Source organism: Chloroflexus islandicus, from assembly GCF_001650695.1.
GTDB classification, from domain to species: Bacteria; Chloroflexota; Chloroflexia; order Chloroflexales; family Chloroflexaceae; genus Chloroflexus; species Chloroflexus islandicus.
The window spans coordinates 1-17852 of record NZ_LWQS01000041.1; the positions used below are offsets into that span (position 1 = coordinate 1).

A 17852-nucleotide genomic window follows, 5' to 3' on the forward strand; every position below is an offset into this window, starting at 1 on the left:
GTTCCCTCGGTGTCCTTGCGCGCCGCACCCCGGTGTCTTTGCGAGCGGAGCGAAGCAATCCCCCGCGAGGGCGGGAGACCCCGCTCAGGCGTCCTTCCCCGTGACTCCCTCCCCCAGCGGGGGAGGGCTGGGGTGGGGGCCATGTACGCCGCTCCCCAGTTGTCCTTGCGAGCCGCGCTGGGCACGGCGAAGCAATCCCCCCGCGAGCACGGAAACAACCCGCTGTGCGTTCGTTCGCGCTGAAGCGGGAGATTGCTTCGGGGGCTGCGCCCCCTCGCAATGACAGATGGGCCCCCCCGCTCCCTTGGTGTCCTTGCGCGCCGCACCCCGGTGTCCTTGCGAGCGGAGCGGAGCGCAGCGAAGCAATCCCCCGCGAGGGCGGGAGCCCCCGCTCAGGCGTCCTTCCCCGTGACTCCCTCCCCCAGCGGGGGAGGGCTGGGATGGGGGCCATGTCACCGCACCCCGGTGTCCTTGCGAGCGGAGCGTAGCGCAGCGACGCAATCCCCCACGAGCACGGAAGCGACCCCTTTCCGCTGAAGACTGCACTCCCCTCTCCCGCGCTAGTGGGAGAGGGGCTGGGGGTGAGGGCCAGCCCGCGTAGCGGGCTTCGTAAGCTTAGCCCGGCCCTTTAGGGCCGGGTGCCAGATCACGCACCCTTTTCGCTCCCTCGCAATGACAGGCGGGCACGTCCGCCACACCCATACCGGCTACCGCAACGCCGCCAACGCCTCATCAATATCGGCGGCGGTGTGTTCGGCGCTGATCTGGAAGCGGATGCTGTCATCGCCGCGCGGCACGACGGGGTACATAATCGCGGTTGCCAGCACCCCTCGCGCAAAGAGGGTGTCAACGAGGGCTGCCGTTGCCGCCGGATCGCGCACAAACAGCGGCACCACCGGATGCGCGCCGGGCAGGGTCTCGAAGCCGCCGTCACGCAAGCCCTGCCGGAAACGGGCCGTCATGGCGCGTAGATGCGCTAACCGCTCTTGGCCCTCGGTGCTCTCAAGGATATCGAGCGCCGCCAGCGCCGCGCTCGCTTCGCCAGCGGTGATCGGGTTGGAGTAGATGTAGGTCGGGCTGGTTTCACGCAAGCTATCGATCAGCACTTGCGGCCCGACGACGTAACCGCCGTTGGCGCCAAACGCCTTGCCTAGCGTGCCGATCAACAGATCGGCGCGCGCGCCGCAATACTCTTCGCTGCCGCGGCCAGTGGCGCCAAACGCGCCGACGCCGTGCGAGTCGTCAACGATTAGCAAGGCGTTTTCAGCAAATGTCGCATCATACCGGGCAACAATAGCGGCAATCCGGTCGAGGGGCGCATGCACGCCACGCATCGAGAAGATGCCATCAGTGACGACAATCGCTCGCCGGCAGGTCTGGGAGGCTTGCGCGAGCGCTGCGTCGAGCTGCTCAAGATCGAGATGGCGGTAAACCAGCTTTTCGCGTGGACGGGCGAGCCGGATGGCGTTGATGATGCAGTTGTGGTTCAGTTCATCGCTGATGATCGCGGTGTCAGGCGTCGTGAGCGAGGTGATCACGCTGAGCACTGCGGCATAGGCGCTGGAAAAAAGCATCGCTGCATCGCGTCGGTGAAAGGCGGCCAGCCGTTGTTCCAGCGCCACGTGCGGGGCAAGGGTGCCGCTAATGAAGCGCACGGCGCCGGGGCCGACGCCAAACCGGTGCGTCGCCGCTTCCGCTGCCGCGATCAAGCGCGGATCGGCGGCCAATCCGAGGTAGCTGTTGGAATTCATACGAATGAACGGTTGCTCGTAGCCAGCGACCCGGTAGCGCGGCCCGCGCTTGCCATCTCCCGGCAGTCGTTCGGTAATCACGCGCTCAAAGCCTTTGCGCCGCCGTTCGGCGCTCAGTTGGTCAAGTTGCTGTTGGAGGATTCCGGCCAGACGGTCGTGAGGCATAGCGTTCTCCGTATTTAACAGGTGGACGGATAGGTGAGGGGGCAGCGCGTTTACGATGCGCTTTGCTGGCGAATCACCCGCAGCATCTCGTCCACCATTCCTTCCAAATCGTAGTGCGGTTGCCATCCCCAATCGGCGCGAGCCGCACTGTCATCGAGCGCATGCGGCCACGAGTCGGCGATTGCTTGGCGGTACGGTTGGATCGCGTAGTCGATCTGAAACTCAGGAATGCGGCGGCTGATCGCGGCGGCGAGTTCGGCTGGGGTGGCGCTAAAGCCCTGAATATTGTACGCATTCGCGTAGCGCAGCCGTTCACGGTCGGTAGCCATCAATTCGAGCATTGCCCGGATGCCGTCAGCCATGTACATCAGCGGCAAGCGCGTATCCGGTTGCAGGTAGCAGGTATAAGCGCCTGTGCTCAGCGCAGCATGAAAGATTTCAACTGCGTAGTCAGTGGTGCCGCCGCCGGGTGGCGCAGTGGCCGAGATCAGACCGGGGAAGCGGAGGCCGCGCGCATCGAGACCGTAGCGGGCAACATAGTACGAGCAAAGCAACTCGCTAATCACCTTGCTAATGCCGTACATAGTTGTGGGGCGCTGGATTGTCACTTGCGGAGTAGGGTCGCGCGGCGTTTCCGGGCCAAACGCGGCAATACTGCTCGGCACAAAGATTTGGCACCGGTGGAGGCGCGCCACTTCGAGCACGGTATACAGGCCATCAACGTTGAGCCGCCATGCCTGTTGCGGCATCCGCTCGGCAGTGGCCGAGAGCAGCGCAGCCAGATGGTAAATGATGCCGACGCGCATGCGGGTGACTAATTCATCGAGCGCCACGCCATCGGTGCAATCGAGCATGGCATACGGCCCAGCTTCATCGGTCGCCGGTTTGAGATCACTGGCGATAACGTGCGTCGCGCCATAGATCTGGCGCAGCGCCGGCACCAAATCGGAACCGACTTGCCCCAACGCGCCGATGACCAGAATCCGTCGCTCCATTGCGGTGCCTCATTTTGGTCAGCGAGATGCATGACTGATACTTGTTATACACGATAGCGGCGGATTCTGCCAGTGGGGGTTTGGTATGGTCAGGGTGAAGCTGCAACAACGTTTAATATTGCGAGTTCTATCACAATTACATATAGTACCTAGGTTATACCTCTGATCACGAAACGATTATCTGTAGTAGCATACTTTTATGCGATTGTAATTGGTCAACGCCTCAATTATCATCAATTCTAAAGAAACGGTTAGTGAACCGCTTCACGACACGCAGGAGGCGTTGTATGGCTACCCTTCTCCATCCCAAAACCCTGATCGCCGCCGTTCTGGCGCTGGCGCTGGCCGCTGCCGCGTATGGCTTCGCCGCCACAAACTCATTTGGTAGTGCAGTTATTGTTGCCGGTGACGGTTCGTTGACCATCAGCGGCTACACGGTCGGTAGCTTGACCTATGTCTACGATGCAACTGATCCGACGTTGATCGACAAAGTTACCTTTACCCTGACCGGCGCTGCTGCTCCGACCACGGTGCTCGTGCAACTCGATGGCTCGAACTGGGTGAACGCGACTGAATCGGGCGGCACGTGGACGGCTGATCCCTCGCCGAATGTGCCGATTTCGACCCATACAACCTTGCGCATTGTGGCGCACAACTAAATCTACAGTGACGTCACGGAGCGGGCAAGAGGCGCGCAAGAACGTTCCTCTTGCCCGTTCTGTATGATGAGAGGTGGCTATGAAGCTGGGGCGAACAGTCATTGGACGGTGGCTGGGTGGGCTGGCGATCCTGCTCGGCCTTGCGCTGATCTGGTGGCTGTTTGCACCCCGCTCGCTGGGTGGCGTTGCCCAGTTTGTCGTAATCAACGGCAATAGCATGGCCCCGCTCTACCGACGCGGCGATCTGGTGATTACGCGCGCTGCTGATGACTATGCACTGGGCGATATTGTCACCTACCGCCATCCTGAGATTGGGTTAGTGATCCATCGCATCATCGGCCAAGATGGCGAACGTTGGCAGTTGAAGGGTGATCACAACGATTTTGTCGATCCCTACGAGCCGTTGACGACCGAGATTGAAGGGCGGGCATGGCTGCATATACCGTGGCTGGGGAGCGGCTTAGTGCTGGCGCGCCAATACTGGTGGCTGATCATTCTGGCGCTGGCAGGAGGGATGGTGATGGCACAACCACGCGCAACCGGACGGCGTCGCCGGCCACGCCACACAATTGTTCAGCCGGTCGAGGCAGCGATGGCTGCGGTGACACTGTGCGCACTTGGCGCAATCGTCGCCGGCATGCTTGCTGGCTACGCCTTCCTCCAACCCGCCAGCCGCGTCGTTAACGAACCGGTCATCTATCGCCAGCAGGGGACATTTACCTATCTCGCCGATGCACCTCCCGGCATTTACGATACGGCGCAGGCCCAAACCGGCGATCCGGTCTATTTCCAACTCTCATCAACGCTGGCCGTCACCTTTCACTATGAATTGGCCAATGTCGCCACGGCGAGCGGCACGATCGGGCTAAATGCCGAAGTCAGCGCCGCGAATGGTTGGCGCCGGCGGTTGGCGCTCGCGCCGGCACAGCCGTTTGAGGGGGCGGAAGCAACCGTGCGGGGGGTGATCAACCTCACTGATCTGCGCGCGCTAATCGCCCAACTCGAACAACAGACGAGTTTGAGTAACCAATATTATCTGCTCGCTATCACTCCAGATGTGGTGGTGAACGGGGAAGTGGACGGGCTAGCGTTCAGCGATGCCTTTTCGCCGCAATTGCTCTTCCGGTTTGATAAAGCGCAGCTCACCCTGGTCAACCCTGCCGATGACCGGCAGGGGCTTGCCCCCCGCGCCGAGGGTCAGGTGGCACGGACGAGGATCGAGCCGGCACGCTTATCATTGTTGTTCTTCAGCCTTGAAGTAGAGTCGGCCCGCTGGTGGGGAATGGTGATTGCCGGCGGGTTGGCGGTGGCCGCGATTGCGATCGGCTGGCCGTTATGGCGGCGCTGGCAAAGCGATGAAACTATGCGGATCCAATTCTGGTACGGTAATCTTATCATCACCGGCGCCGCGCCCCACGTTGATCTGCCACGGGCAGCCGTCGCGACGATGGCTGATCTGGCCCGCTTGGCCCAACGCGCCGGCGGGTTGATCATCCGCGACACCGGCAGCGAGCCGAACCAATACGTATTGATCGACGACGGTACCGTCTACGTCTATCAAGCTAGCGACTCTGGGCCAGAGGCGCACCAGCGTGTCACGCCAGCACCGGTTGCCCACCATCCGCCGCCGGCGGATTGGCGCGATCAATTTATTGCCGCCCTACGCGAAACCGGTTTGGTAAGTGAAGCCTGCCAAGCAGTGGGAGTGGATCCCTTCACCGCCTATCGCGAACGCAGCCAGAACCCGGCGTTTGCGCAGGCATGGCGCGAGGCCCGCCAACAGCATTGGGAAGCGGCGACTGAACAGCGAGGCGAGGCATGAAACGGTTCATCTTGCTCATACTGATAAGCGCCGTTATCGGTGCGACGGCATTGGCGTCCGCTGCAAGCATCGCGATCCCTGACGCCGCTATGGCCGATCTGAATATGTCGCTAAGCGCGCAAAATGTGGCGCCGCCAGCCTGCGCCGGTATGGGTTTGAGTGCCATTATCTCTGGCGCTGGCGTGATCACCGGCACCGATGGCAATGACCTTATCGTGGGCAGCGCCGGCAATGATCTCATCGATGGCCGGGGAGGCAACGACTGCATTATCGGCGGCAAGGGTGACGATGTGCTCATTGGCGGCGCTGGGTTCGATGTGTGCATTGGCAGCGGCGCTGATAGCACGTGCGAGCGGTAAGCTGATGGCGTCCGGTGAGCGGCGCTTGCTATTATAGCGGTTTATCGGTATCATTCCGCCATTGTATTCAACTCTTTAGATCGGCGAGAATGATATGCGATCGCTGCCACGTTGGCTTATCGCAAGTATCTGCGGCGCGTTGATTGTCACTATCGCGATGGGTGTGCGCCAGACCTTTGGCGTCTTCCTCGTGCCGCTGAGCGAAGCGTTTGGTTTGGGCCGTGAACAAGTAGGGTTGACGCTAGCGATCCAGAATCTCGTGTTTGGGATCGCTACGCCGTTCGCTGGCGCGCTGGCCGACCGGTATGGCGGCCAGCGTTTACTTGCAGTTGGCGCGATTGTCTACGCGCTGGGGGTGGCAGCGGTCACGATCGCGGCCTCGCCGTTATTGCTCTTGGTGGCGCTAGGGGTGGTGGTTGGGCTCGCGCAGAGCGCGACCACTTTCGCGCCGGTGTTTGGTGTCATTGGTCAATTAGCGCCGCCAGCGCGGCGCGGTTTCGCCTTCGGTCTTGTGACCGCCGGCGGTTCGGTGGGGATGTTTGCGTTTGTGCCGTTGGCGCAATTGTTGCTAGCGGCATTGGGTTGGCAAGGGGCGTTGCTGGCGCTGGCGGCGGTGATGGTGCTGCCGGCGGTGCTGACGCCGGCCCTCGGCGCGCCTGCTCGCCGCACCGGCGCCGCCGACAATGCGCCAAGCGGGCAACAGGTGATCGCGCTGGCGTTGCGCCATCCCGGCTATGCCTTGTTGTTTGCCGGCTTCTTTGTCTGCGGGTTTCACGTTGCCTTTATCGCCACCCATCTACCGGCCTATCTGGTCGATAGTGGCATTGGCGCAACTGTTGCTGCGGTGGCGCTGGCGCTGATCGGGTTGGGGAATATCGCCGGTTCGTATCTCTTTGGCGCACTCGGCGACCGCATGGTCAAGAAACAGGTCTTGAGCGGTATCTATCTTGGGCGAGCGATCATCTTTGTTCTGTTTCTGATCGTGCCGCTCACTGATGCCAGCGCCTTGGCGTTTGGGTTGAGCATCGGTGTGCTCTGGCTCGGCACTGTGCCCCTAACGAGCGGGTTAGTTGCGCAGCTCTTCGGTACACGCTATCTCGGCATGTTGTACGGCTTTGTCTTCTTCGGCCACCAGATCGGGGCCTTTTTGGGCGCATGGATGGGTGGCGCCGTCTACGATCGCACCGTCAGTTATCTGCCGGTTTGGCTAGCCGCGCTGGCGCTCAGCCTTGCCGCGACGGCCATCCACTGGCTGATCGACGATCGTCCGGCGCGCCAAGTTGTTGAGCAACCGGTGTGAGACAGGGGGTGAGAATGCAACGCATTGAGACGTTGAGCGCGCTCTACGAGCCGGCTGAGCAGGCGCCGCCGGCCACCGATGACGGCGCGGCGTTCGTTTGGCTAGCCGGCGGCGGGTTGCTGCTGCTGAGCCTGATCGGCGGCGGGTTGTGGGCGTTGTGGCTCTTGAACACAACGCCCGCTATGGTGAGCGATCTGACGTGGTTCTTCTTGTGCCACTGAACCGAGCTACTCGGTCTCTTCCGCCGCCCATGTGCTGGCCACTAGCCGGAAGATATCCGATTCGGTGATGATCCCGACCAGCCGGCCCTCATCGACCACCGGCAAGCCGCTGACCCGCGCGCGCACCATGATCGCCGCTGCTTTGCCGATCGAGTCGCTGGAAGCGATCGTCAATGGGTTCGGTGTCATCAGTTCGGCTACGGTCTGGCCGGCGAGGTTGAAGCGAGCCAACCGGCGCTCTTCTTCATCGCGAGGGTGGCTCATCGCCTGCTCGATGTCGCTGCGGGTGATGATGCCAACCAGCTTGCTTTGTTTATCCACCACCGGCATCCGCCGCACCCCGCGCGCTCGCATGCGCTCATAAGCAGCCAGCGCCGAAAAGTCTGGCGGGACGCAAACCGGGTTTTCGGTCATCCATTCGGCTACGCGCTCGGTCTTCGACATATTCAAACTCCTCTATCGCTATCAATGCTTTCTTTTCATTGTATACCGCCGGTTACAGGAGGGGCATAGCAGCGCTATGCCCCTCCTGTAACTGGCTACCTCCCCATCAACGCCAAGACCACCCCGCCGGCCACTACGCTGGCCACCTGCCCGGCGGCGTTCGCTCCCATCGCGTGCATCAGGATGAAGTTCTCGAAATCCTCGTCGTGAGCCAGCTTTTGCACCACGCGCGCCGCCATCGGGAAGGCGCTGATGCCGGCAGCACCGATGATCGGGTTGAAGCGGCCCCGGCTGAGCAGGTTGAGAAACTTGCCAAAGAGCAAGCCGGCGGCGGTGTCGAGCACGAAGGCAAGAATGCCCAGCGCGAGAATCGCCAGCGTCGCCGGTTGCAAGAAGCGGGTGCCCTCCATTGTCGAGCCGATCGCCAGCCCCAAAAAGAGGGTCACGATGTTGGCCAGCTCGCGTGACGAGGTGTTAGTCAGCCGTTCAACCACACCCGACTCGCGCATCAGGTTGCCGAGCATCAACATCCCGATCAGCGGAATAGCGAACGGCACCAGCACGCCGACCACAATCGTGGTGACAATCGGAAACAGAATGCGGGTGCGCCGGCTGATCGGGCGGCTGACGTATTCCATGCGGATGCGCCGTTCGGCTGGCGTGGTGAGCGCGCGAATGACTGGCGGCATAATGACCGGCACCAGCGACATATAGCTGTAGGCGGCGACCGTGATCGGGCCGAGCAATTGCGGTGCGAGCAGGCTCGAAACATAGATCGAGGTCGGGCCGTCGATCGCGCCGATGATTCCGATCGAGGCCGCTTCTTCGCGGCTAAAGCCGAGCGCGAGCGCAGCCAGCAAGGTGCCGAAGATGCCAAACTGCCCGGCGGCGCCGAGCAAGACCATACGCGGGTTGGAAAGCAGCGGGCTGAAGTCGGTGAGCGCACCGATGCCGATAAAGATGAGCAGCGGGAAGAGTTCGTTGCCGACGCCGGCAGTGTAGAGGATGGTGAGCATGCCGTCTTCACCTAACAGCGGCGAGAGCGGCAAGTTAGCCAGCAACGCGCCGGCGCCGATCGGCAAGAGCAGGAGCGGTTCGTAGTCGTGCACAATCGCGAGGTAGAACAACAAACCAGCGACGGCGATCATCACCAGCGATTGCCATGTGATCGAGGTGATCCCTTGTAACAGCCGGAGAGCTAGTTCGTCCATAGTGTTGATCGCTTTTCTTGACTCATCACTCCCCCTCCTGCATCCATTGCTCTGTTGGAGGAGGCGAATTTGCGCAGAACTTAACTTTGCGGCGCTTGCGCGCGGTGCGGGCCGGCGGCTTGCACACCGCGTTTACCCCTCGGCCAATTGGGCGAGCGGTTCGCCGTAGCCAACGCTCTGGCCGGTCTTGACCAAAATCGCCGCGACTACGCCATCACGCGGCGCACCGATGCTGTTGTTCATCTTCATCGCTTCGAGCACGATGATCGGCTGGCCGCGTTTGACCTTCGCGCCGGGTTGGGCCACGATCTGCAAGATGGTGCCCGGCATCGGCGCCCGGATCAGGTTGTCGCCAGTGGCAGCCGCCGGTGGCAGCGCAGCCGGTGGCGGTGCGGCGGGTGCGGCTGGAGTTGCGGGCAGCGCAACCGGTACCGGTGTAGCGCGCGGCGTAATCTCGCCGATGTCGCCGCTTTCGCTCAGTTGCACCTCAAATTCGCGCCCATCGAGCTGGACAGCGAAGCGATCGCTGCTCAACTCGGCAATATCAACCGTATACGTCTTACCGTTGATCGTCAGTTGATAGCGACGCATTACAGGTTATCTCCTTCGTTGCCAACTTTGATTCTGGCGCGTGCGGCCAGCCGCCACCCAGCGGCTGGCAAAGAGCAAGCTGCCCGGCCAGTAGCTGCGTACCGTTGGCGCTGCCTCGCGGCGTAACGTTGCCGTGTGAACGGCGACGGCCACGGCGATCGCTGCCACTTCGTCAGGGCTAAGCTGCTCGGTCGGTGCTGGCGTAATCTCTGGCGTCGGCATGACCTCGGTTATGGTGGATGGTTCAGGTTGGTCGAACCGGGTGAGCAAGTTGAGCATCCCCCAAATCAAGGCCAGCACCGTAAAGACTAAACTCATACCGAGCACGGTCATAGTCAAACCAAAGCCAAGGTTCTCCATGCTGCCTCCTGCCGCCGGCTTACGACGGGTACAACCCGTGTTTGCGCGGCGGATTCTGTTGCACCTTGGTGCGCAAAATCTCTAATGCCCGGATCAGGCGAGGCCGGGTTTCAGCTGGTTCGATCACTTCATCGATCTGGCCCAGATCGGCGGCATGGTAGGGGTTGAAGAACTTGCGCCGGTACTCGGCGACAAACTCGGCCATGAGCTGCGACGGATCGGCGGCGGCGCGCAGCTCGTCGCGGCGTAAGATGCGCACTGCCCCTTCAGCGCCCATCACTGCAATTTGGGCCGATGGCCACGCAAAGTTGAGGTCACAGCGCAATTGTTTGCTTGACATGGCTACATACGCACCGCCAATCGCTTTGCGCACCACTACCGAAATCTTCGGCACGGTCGCCTCACTATAAGCGTAAATGATTTTAGCGCCATGCCGGATCACACCGCCGTACTCCTGCTCGATACCGGGCAAAAAGCCGGTGGTATCGACAAAGGTGATAATCGGAACGTTGAAGGCGTCGCAGATGCGGACAAAGCGGGCAATTTTGTCGCTGGAATCGATATCGAGCACACCAGCCATCACGGCGGGTTGGTTGGCAACCACGCCAACCGCATAGCCGTCGAGCCGGGCAAAGCCAACCACCGCGTTGGGGGCGAAGAGCGGCTGAATTTCGAGAAAACTATCGTGGTCAAAGACCAGATCGATCAAGGTATGAATATCGTACCCTTGCCGTTCATCAGCCGGCACCAACGCATTGAGCGCCGGTTCTTGCCGGTCGGCGCGATCGTAGGGCATAATCTGGGGCGGGTCTTCGTTGTTGTTTTGCGGCAAGTAGCTGAGCAGTCGCTTGATCAACTCGATCACGGCGCGATCATCGGGTGCAGAGAGATGGGCCACGCCGCTGCGCGCGCAATGCACCGCCGCGCCGCCTAGCTCTTGGGTCGAAATGTCGCGGCCCGATACCGCTTTGATCACGTCGGGGCCGGTGAGAAACATGTAGCCGGTTGATTCCGACATAATCACGAAATCGGTCAAAGCTGGCGAATAGACTGCGCCGCCGGCGCAAGGCCCAAGAATGGCCGAGATTTGCGGCACCACGCCCGATGCCATCACATTGCGGACAAAGACCTCGCCGTAAGCGGCCAGTGAACGGACGCCCTCTTGGATGCGCGCCCCGCCCGAATCGTTTAGGCCAATGATCGGGATGCCGCTCTCAATCGCGAGGTCTTGCATGCGGCAAATTTTGTTGGCCTGCACCGCCGAGAACGAACCGCCCATCACCGTAAAGTCTTGCGCATAGACCGCCACCCGTCGCCCGTTAATCTTGCCGAACCCGGTAACGGTGCCGTCGCCGGGGATGCGCTGCTCTTCATCTTCGGTAATGCTGGTCGCCAAGGCGCCAATCTCTTGAAACGAACCAGCATCGAGCAGCAAGGCCAAGCGTTCACGGGCCGTTAGTTTGCCGCGCGCATGTTGCTGGGCAATCCGGTCTGGCCCGCCGCCTTGCATCGCCCGCTCGCGCAGGTTGCGCAGCCGTTCGAGTTGCTCTTCGGGGGATTCCACTGTCACACCTCGTTGTTGTTGGGGCTAAAGTCAATGGAAGTATACCGGTTTCACCGCCCTGATGAGGAAAAGAATTCACTACTAGGCGCAAATGTTTGGCGACGAACGGTTGCTGGTGAGAAGTGAACGTAGGTCTAGGCAGAGTGTCGCCGGAAGGGTATGAGGGGCCGGTTTGAAACCGGCCTCTACGACACCCCACCGGTCGCCAATAACAACGCCATCGCCAGCAACGCCAGCGTGTTTTGCAACATGTGGAAAAGCACCCCCGGCCAGATCGAGCCGCTCTGTTCGCGCAGGTAACCAAGGCACAGACCAGCCACAAACAGGCCGGGAATGAGCACCGGGATGAAGTGAACGACTGCAAAGACGGCGGCGCCAACGATGATGGTGAGGGTATTGTTGAGATGACGGCGAAGCAGATGATGGAGGACGCCACGGAAGAACAGCTCTTCCACCAACGGCACGATCCCGGCGATGAGCACCCATAAGGCAACCAGTTCGCCGGCGCCAAACGCCTGCCCGCCAGAGATGCTCTCAACCTGCGGGTTTTGGAATTCGCCAAACAGGAGGGTGACTCCGGCATTCGTCAACACCATCATCCCCATGCCAAAGATAAAGATGGGTGGAACGAGGGCGAAGTACATCCAATGCGGCCACTGCAAACCGAGATCGCGCCAGCCGGCGCGTGGGCCGATCACCCCCAGCACCGTACCGCCGATGATGAGATACAGCAGCGTGCCGGCAATATAGACCGGCGGGCTGACAAAACCGCGCGAGGTGTCCCAGTTGGCCACTTCAGCCAGTGTGCGGATAACGAGCACAACCAGCGCCCCACCCACGCCGATCACCAGCAGCGTGATGAAGAGATCGAGCCAACCCCACGCCGGCGCGATCGGCGCTTGCGGTTGTTCAGGCGGATTATTTGTGAGCATGCGAGATAACTCCATCTAGGAGCGCCGCCACATTTGCGCCCAAGTTTTCAATCGCGTATCCTCCCTCTTGCACGACGAGCGTGGGGAGGCCAAGTTGCCCAATCGCAGCGCCAATCGCCCGATACGCGGCAGTGGTCAATCCAAAATCACCCAACGGATCAGCGTGGAAGGTGTCAAACCCGGCTGAGATGACCAGATAGCGCGGGCCGTAGTCGGCGATCGCTTGCAAGGCCTGCACGAGGGCGGCTAGATAGTCGCGATCCCCAATCCCTGCCGGCAAGGGCAGATTGAGATTGTACCCTTCGCCGGCTCCCGCGCCGCGCTCGTCGGCATAGCCGAGAAAGTACGGGTACTCACGGGCGGGATCGGCATGCAACGAAACGGTCAGCACGTCATTGCGTTCGTAGAAGATGCTCTGAGTGCCGTTGCCATGATGATAATCGATGTCAAGCACCGCTACTGCCGGCGCGCGCAGCGCCCAAGTCGTATCGCCGGTAGTGGTGGCGCGGGCGAGCCGGTCAGCGGCTAGCGCCGCGTTATTGAGGAAACAGTAGCCGCCAGCTAGATTGGCGGCGGCATGGTGGCCGGGCGGGCGGCAGAGCGCATAGGCGAACCGTTCGCCCTGCAACAGCGCCGTAGCGCCGGCCAGCGCCGCACCGGCAGACGCTTGGGCAGCGGCGAAGGTGCCGGCGGTGATTGGCGCGCTCAGATCGAACGCATAGCGACCGGCTGCTGCTTGTGGGCAATCGCTGCGCAAGCGCAAGCCGGGCAACGGCCATGCCGAGGGCAGCACCGGCCCGGCCAACCCGGCGGCCTGCCAGCGTTCGTAGGCATGGGCAAGATAATCGAGGTAGTCGGGCGTATGCACGGCAGCCAGTTCAGCGAGCGTCGCTGGTGGTGCAGCGACCGGTGGCGCGAACCCGGCGGCTTGCAGCGCGGCGAGGATGATGTCGACTCGCCGCGGCGTTTCAAAATATGGCACTGGCTGGCCGTCAAGGATCTCGAACGGCGGATCGTGACGGTGGTGGTCGGCGCTCAGAAAGATCTTCATAGTGATATTGTACCGTAGTCTGGGCGGATGGGGAGCGGTGTTGACCTCTGGTATGTTGTTTACTGCAGAGGGCGCTGAGGGGTTTGGTGGGGAATAGCCACAAAAATGCACAAAAGGCGCAAAAATCGTCCGTTTTTGTGCGTTTTGTGTCTTTTCGTGGCGATGCCACTAGCCCTCACCCCCTAGCCCCCGCTCCCACCTGACGGCGGGAGCGGGGGAGCCGCGTGATGGGCGGACGAGGCATTGCTTGAGCGGAACACAGCAGCGCCCGCAGCAATTCCCCTCCTTCGGCGGCAAGGTTCCGCTCCCGTACTCGCGGGGGATTGCTTCGCTGCGCTGCGCTCCGCTCGCAATGACAAGCAGGGTGCGGCGCCGATCTTTTGTCATTGCGAGGGCGCGGAGCGCCCGAAGCAATCTCCTGCTTCAGCGGAACAGGCTCCCTGACAGGTATCACTTCCCATCCTCCAGCGGGGGAGGGGCGAGGGGTGGGGGCACGACAATGCCCCCCTCCCAGCCTCCCCCCGCTGGGGGGAGGAGCCGGACTCCCCTCCCCCAGCGGGGGAGGGGCGAGGGGTGGGGGCACTGAGGCCAATAGCCACAAAGAGACGCAAAAGGCGCAAAAATCGTCCGTTTTTGTGTGTTTTGTGTCTTTTTGTGGCTATTCCCCACCAAACCCTCTGCGGAGCCGGACAGCCGTCCTATCGCGTCATTTCTGGTATACTGGCGCCGCGGCACTCAACAATGGCCGGAGGAACGCATGAAGATCTATAAAGCGCGCGCGCCGATGCGAATCGGCTTTTTCGGCGGCGGCACCGATGTCAGCCCTTACGCCGAAGAATACGGCGGAAAAGTGCTCAATTGCACGATCAATCTCTATGTGCGGTGTATGCTCACTACCAGCAATACACCCGGCATTTTGATCCGCTCGCTCGATCTGCAAGAGGTGAGCCGGCAGGTGAGCGATCGCGAATGGGATGGCAAACTGGCCCTCCCGCAGGCGGTGCTTGATGCGCTGCCCCAGTTGCGGCCCGCTTCCGCCGGTTACAAGATCACCATGTTCAGCGACGCGCCACCCGGTTCCGGCCTTGGCTCGTCGTCGGCGCTGGTGGTGAGCATGCTCAAGCTGCTCTACGCTGTGGCTGGCCAAAACGCCGACCCGCACCAACTGGCTGAACTGGCCTACCGGATCGAACGAGTTGATCTCGGCATTCCCGGCGGGCGCCAAGACCAGTATTCGGCGGTGTTTGGCGGAATGTGCGTCTATCACTTTGGGCGCGACCGGGTGATTGTCGAGCCGGTGCTGAGCGATCCAACCGCTTTGCTTGAGCTTGAGAGCTGCTTGATTATCGGCTATATCGGTGATCGCCAGTTGCTGACGCGCCATCTGATGACCGATCAGGTGCAACGGCTGGTCAAGGGCGATACCCTGCGGCTGCATCACGAAACCAAAGCGTTTGTCGATACGGCGGCCCGGCTGCTGCGCGAACAGCGCATCGCCGATTTTGGCCGCTTACTGCACGACGCATGGGAGGTCAAGAAAGCCTTTTCACCCCACATCGCGCCGCCGATCGTCGAAGAGGTCTATGCGCTGGCCCGCAAGCACGGTGCATGGGGCGGCAAGATTTCCGGCGCCGGCGGCGGCGGCTTTATGGTCTTTGCCTGTCCCTTTGACCGCCGGCTAGCCATCGAGCGCGCCTTGACCGAAGCCGGTGTGATCGTGCGCCCGTTCTCGTTCGTGACCCACGGCGTGCAGTCATGGGTGGTGGAAGAACCGGATGAGTGATCGCGATCGCTCGCGCCACATCGCTAACCAACCGGCGCTGCGCAACCGCCACGTGCCGACGATGCCGTAGGGCAGGAACAGCACGATCAAGATGTAGACGATGCCGAACAAGAGCGGCCAGCTTGGCCCGAAGAAGACGTTGAGCCAATAGCCGAGCAGTTGAATCACGCCGGCGCCGAGCATCGGCCCGATCAGCGAGCCAACGCCGCCGATGATTGTCATCAGCAGCGCGTTGATCGTCGTACCCACGCCGAGCACCGCCGGGTTGGCGTTGAGGTTCCACAGCGCGTTGAACGCACCGGCCAGCGCGGCCATCACGCCGCTGACCGTGATCGCAATCAGCTTGAAGGTGAGGGTATGGTAGCCCAAGACCTTCGCTCGCGTCTCGTTGTCGCGAATCGCCATCATCACCCGTCCGGTCGGCGAATTGACCACTTGCCGCGCCAGCAGGTACATCACGATCGCAAACGCTAGCGTGACATAATAAAAGCGCAGCCGTTCCGTGGTCGGGCTAATCCACGCTGGCACCGGAATACTCTGCAATCCGTCTTCGGCCCCCGTCCACTGGCGGAAGTCGGTCGCTTCGGCCAAGAGGAAAAACATCTGGGCAAACGCGAGTGTCACCATCGCGAAATAGACACCGCTCACCCGCAGCGAGAGCAGGCCGATGATCAGGCTCTGGATGATGGCGATTACGATGACGGCCAGCAGGGCCGAGCCGAGATCCCAGCCGGCATGTTTGAGCAGGATACCGATAGTGTACGCGCCGGTGCCGAAGAAGAGGGCATGGCCAAACGACAGAATGCCGGTGTAGCCCATCAAAATATCGTAGCTCATGGCGAAGACGGCCAAGATAAAGACCTGAATCAGCATGCCCTGCCAAAACTTGGGCACTCCCTCGCCAACCGGCTGGCCGCTGAACAGCGAAACGACAAACGGAAAGATGATCAGGCCGCCGATGAGGGTCAGGCCGGCCCACTGTGCAGAGGTGAAACGATCCCGCATCGGCTACTCCTTTTTGCCAAACAGACCGGCTGGGCGCAAGAGCAGCACCAGCGCCATGATCAACACGGTTGAAGCGCGGGCAATTGATGGCGAAAACGTCATCGCTTCGCTCATCCACGGCAGTTGAATGCCGGTCAGCACCATTTGGTCGCCGAAGGCGCGGGCAAGGCCGACCAGCAAGGCTCCCATGGCTGCGCCGGTGAAGCTGCCCATACCGCCGATCACCACCGCGATGAAGGCTTGCAGTTGAAATTCTTGGCCGAGACCGGGGCTAATGCCGAGAAATGGCGCCGCGGCGACGCCACCCAATGCGGCTAACCCGGCCCCCAACGCAAAGACGAGGGTGAAGACGCGGCGAACGTTAATGCCCAGCGCCTGCACCATCTCGCCGTCTTGTACGCCGGCGCGGATGATCATACCGAGCCGGGTGTAGCGCAAGAGCACAGCGATGCCGATGAACATAGCAATGCCCAAGGCAATAATAAAGATGCGGTAGCTGGGGAAGGGCCGGCCCAGTACGTCAATGCTAGCGCAGTTGTCTTGCAGCCACGCGATCAGGTTTGGCGAGGGGCAACTTGGGCCGCGCCGGCTAAACCATGCCGGCAGTTCCATAAAATAGCCACCCGGCCCCCAAATGCCTTTGACCAGCTCGGTGCCGACGAAGACCAAGCCGAGCGTGACCAGCACCTGATAGATGGGCCGGCTGTACAGCGGACGGATCAGGCTCCATTCCATCAACCCGCCCAACGCCGCGCCGCCGCCGGCGCCGGCTACCAGCGCCAAGAGAAAGCGCGTATTCGAGTCGAGGGCCAAAATCCAGCCTTCGGCGCTCAGCCGCAGCGGCGCGATGATCAACGCCAGCGCCAGCAATCCAAGCGGCCAAGCCAGATCACGGTTAGCTGGCCGGCGCGCGTGCTCACTGCCAATCACAAAGGCCGCGCCAGCGATCAGACCTGTAATTGCCAGCCCCAGTGTGCGTGCAATAAAGATGCCCACCGGCGCTTGGGCCTGCTCGGTCGGCACTCTCCCGCCCGAACTGAGGGCAGTGGTCGCCAGCGGCGCTAGCTCAAACCCCCAGACCGCAAACACCCCGACCAGCACGGCCACCACCCACAGCGGGCGGCGATGCCCGGCGGGCAGGCTGCTGAACGGCAACCAGCGCGCGAGCAGCCAGCCAGCCACAAACGCGAGCACGAAGGGCAGCGTATTGAGCAACAGGCGCGGGTTGGCGTAGAGCGTAAAGCCAATATACGCGCCAATCATAAAAAGGGTGCCGTGCGCGAAGTTGAGCACGTCCATCAAGCCAAAGATCAGCGAGAGGCCTGATGTCACTAGAAAATAGAGCGCGCCGAGCGTGAGACCCGACAATAAGATGCTGGCTAAGACCCGTGGTTCGTACTGGCTCGAAGCCCACACGGCGAAGAGGATCGCCGCTACGATGCCGGCGATCAATCCGCGCCGGCGCTGAATCCACTCGATCATGCACTACTCCTTCAACCCCAAGCCGCAGAGCAAGCAGAGGCGTAGAGACTCTCAACGCAAAGACGCAAAGGACGCGAAGGACGCTAAGTTTATATGGTTGAGGTATAAGCGAGCTTGGGCCGATCCTTCCAAACCCTTTGCGTCCTTTGCGTCTTTG

Annotated in this window: 17 protein-coding genes; 6 read left to right on the plus strand and 11 right to left on the minus strand. The window is 61.5% G+C overall.

Features of this window, described 5'->3' with window-relative positions; all coding sequences use genetic code 11:
• Window positions 1–707: 707 nt before the first annotated feature.
• Entirely contained in the window at window positions 708–1916 is a 1209-nt protein-coding gene (locus A6A03_RS06365; protein WP_066785090.1) for an aminotransferase class I/II-fold pyridoxal phosphate-dependent enzyme, read from the minus strand.
• Window positions 1917–1966: 50 nt separating this feature from the next.
• Window positions 1967–2911, minus strand: a complete 945-nt coding sequence (locus A6A03_RS06370; RefSeq protein WP_066785093.1) for an NAD-dependent epimerase/dehydratase family protein — start codon at window positions 2909–2911, stop codon at window positions 1967–1969.
• Window positions 2912–3198: 287 nt separating this feature from the next.
• Between A6A03_RS06370 and A6A03_RS06375 the strand changes: the two genes are divergently transcribed.
• The 5 genes from A6A03_RS06375 (at window position 3199) to A6A03_RS06395 (ending at window position 7272) form a co-directional block, all read left to right on the plus strand.
• A complete protein-coding gene (locus A6A03_RS06375) occupies window positions 3199–3570 on the plus strand; it encodes a hypothetical protein (RefSeq protein WP_066785096.1) in 372 nt (123 codons plus the stop codon).
• Between the two features lie 79 nt (window positions 3571–3649).
• Window positions 3650–5392, plus strand: a complete 1743-nt coding sequence (locus A6A03_RS06380; protein ID WP_066785099.1) for a signal peptidase I — start codon at window positions 3650–3652, stop codon at window positions 5390–5392.
• Window positions 5389–5751 (plus strand): calcium-binding protein, encoded by a 363-nt coding sequence (locus A6A03_RS20980; RefSeq protein ID WP_066785103.1) that lies wholly within the window; start codon window positions 5389–5391, stop codon window positions 5749–5751. The genes A6A03_RS06380 and A6A03_RS20980 overlap by 4 nt, the downstream gene beginning before the upstream one ends.
• Window positions 5752–5845: 94 nt before the next feature.
• Entirely contained in the window at window positions 5846–7051 is a 1206-nt protein-coding gene (locus A6A03_RS06390) for an MFS transporter (protein ID WP_066785106.1), read from the plus strand.
• 14 nt (window positions 7052–7065) lie between these two features.
• Entirely contained in the window at window positions 7066–7272 is a 207-nt protein-coding gene (locus tag A6A03_RS06395) for a hypothetical protein (RefSeq protein ID WP_066785109.1), read from the plus strand.
• Between the two features lie 6 nt (window positions 7273–7278).
• Here A6A03_RS06395 and A6A03_RS06400 read toward each other — a convergent pair whose 3' ends face one another.
• The 7 genes from A6A03_RS06400 to A6A03_RS06430 all read right to left on the minus strand — a co-directional run bounded on the left by A6A03_RS06400 (window position 7279) and on the right by A6A03_RS06430 (window position 13425).
• A complete protein-coding gene (locus A6A03_RS06400) occupies window positions 7279–7716 on the minus strand; it encodes a CBS domain-containing protein (RefSeq protein ID WP_066785112.1) in 438 nt (145 codons plus the stop codon).
• A 95-nt stretch (window positions 7717–7811) separates the two neighbouring features.
• Entirely contained in the window at window positions 7812–8927 is a 1116-nt protein-coding gene (locus A6A03_RS06405) for a sodium ion-translocating decarboxylase subunit beta (protein WP_066785127.1), read from the minus strand.
• Between the two features lie 132 nt (window positions 8928–9059).
• Window positions 9060–9518, minus strand: coding sequence for a biotin/lipoyl-containing protein (locus A6A03_RS06410; protein WP_066785130.1), 459 nt, complete (start codon window positions 9516–9518; stop codon window positions 9060–9062).
• 6 nt (window positions 9519–9524) lie between these two features.
• Window positions 9525–9878, minus strand: coding sequence for an OadG family protein (locus tag A6A03_RS06415; protein WP_066785132.1), 354 nt, complete (start codon window positions 9876–9878; stop codon window positions 9525–9527).
• Between the two features lie 19 nt (window positions 9879–9897).
• Window positions 9898–11442 (minus strand): acyl-CoA carboxylase subunit beta, encoded by a 1545-nt coding sequence (locus A6A03_RS06420; RefSeq protein WP_066785134.1) that lies wholly within the window; start codon window positions 11440–11442, stop codon window positions 9898–9900.
• A 185-nt stretch (window positions 11443–11627) separates the two neighbouring features.
• A complete protein-coding gene (locus A6A03_RS06425; protein WP_066785137.1) occupies window positions 11628–12374 on the minus strand; it encodes a CPBP family intramembrane glutamic endopeptidase in 747 nt (248 codons plus the stop codon).
• Entirely contained in the window at window positions 12361–13425 is a 1065-nt protein-coding gene (locus A6A03_RS06430) for a histone deacetylase family protein (protein ID WP_066785140.1), read from the minus strand. Before A6A03_RS06430 ends, A6A03_RS06425 begins: the two co-directional genes overlap by 14 nt.
• A 757-nt stretch (window positions 13426–14182) precedes the next feature.
• Here A6A03_RS06430 and A6A03_RS06435 point away from each other — a divergent pair.
• A complete protein-coding gene (locus tag A6A03_RS06435; protein WP_066785147.1) occupies window positions 14183–15208 on the plus strand; it encodes a GHMP family kinase ATP-binding protein in 1026 nt (341 codons plus the stop codon).
• On the opposite strand, the gene A6A03_RS06440 is transcribed toward A6A03_RS06435, so the two are convergent.
• A complete protein-coding gene (locus tag A6A03_RS06440) occupies window positions 15179–16213 on the minus strand; it encodes a branched-chain amino acid ABC transporter permease (protein WP_066785150.1) in 1035 nt (344 codons plus the stop codon). The genes A6A03_RS06435 and A6A03_RS06440 overlap by 30 nt on opposite strands.
• Before the next feature lie 3 nt (window positions 16214–16216).
• Window positions 16217–17695, minus strand: a complete 1479-nt coding sequence (locus A6A03_RS06445) for a branched-chain amino acid ABC transporter permease (protein WP_066785153.1) — start codon at window positions 17693–17695, stop codon at window positions 16217–16219.
• Window positions 17696–17852: the final 157 nt, after the last annotated feature.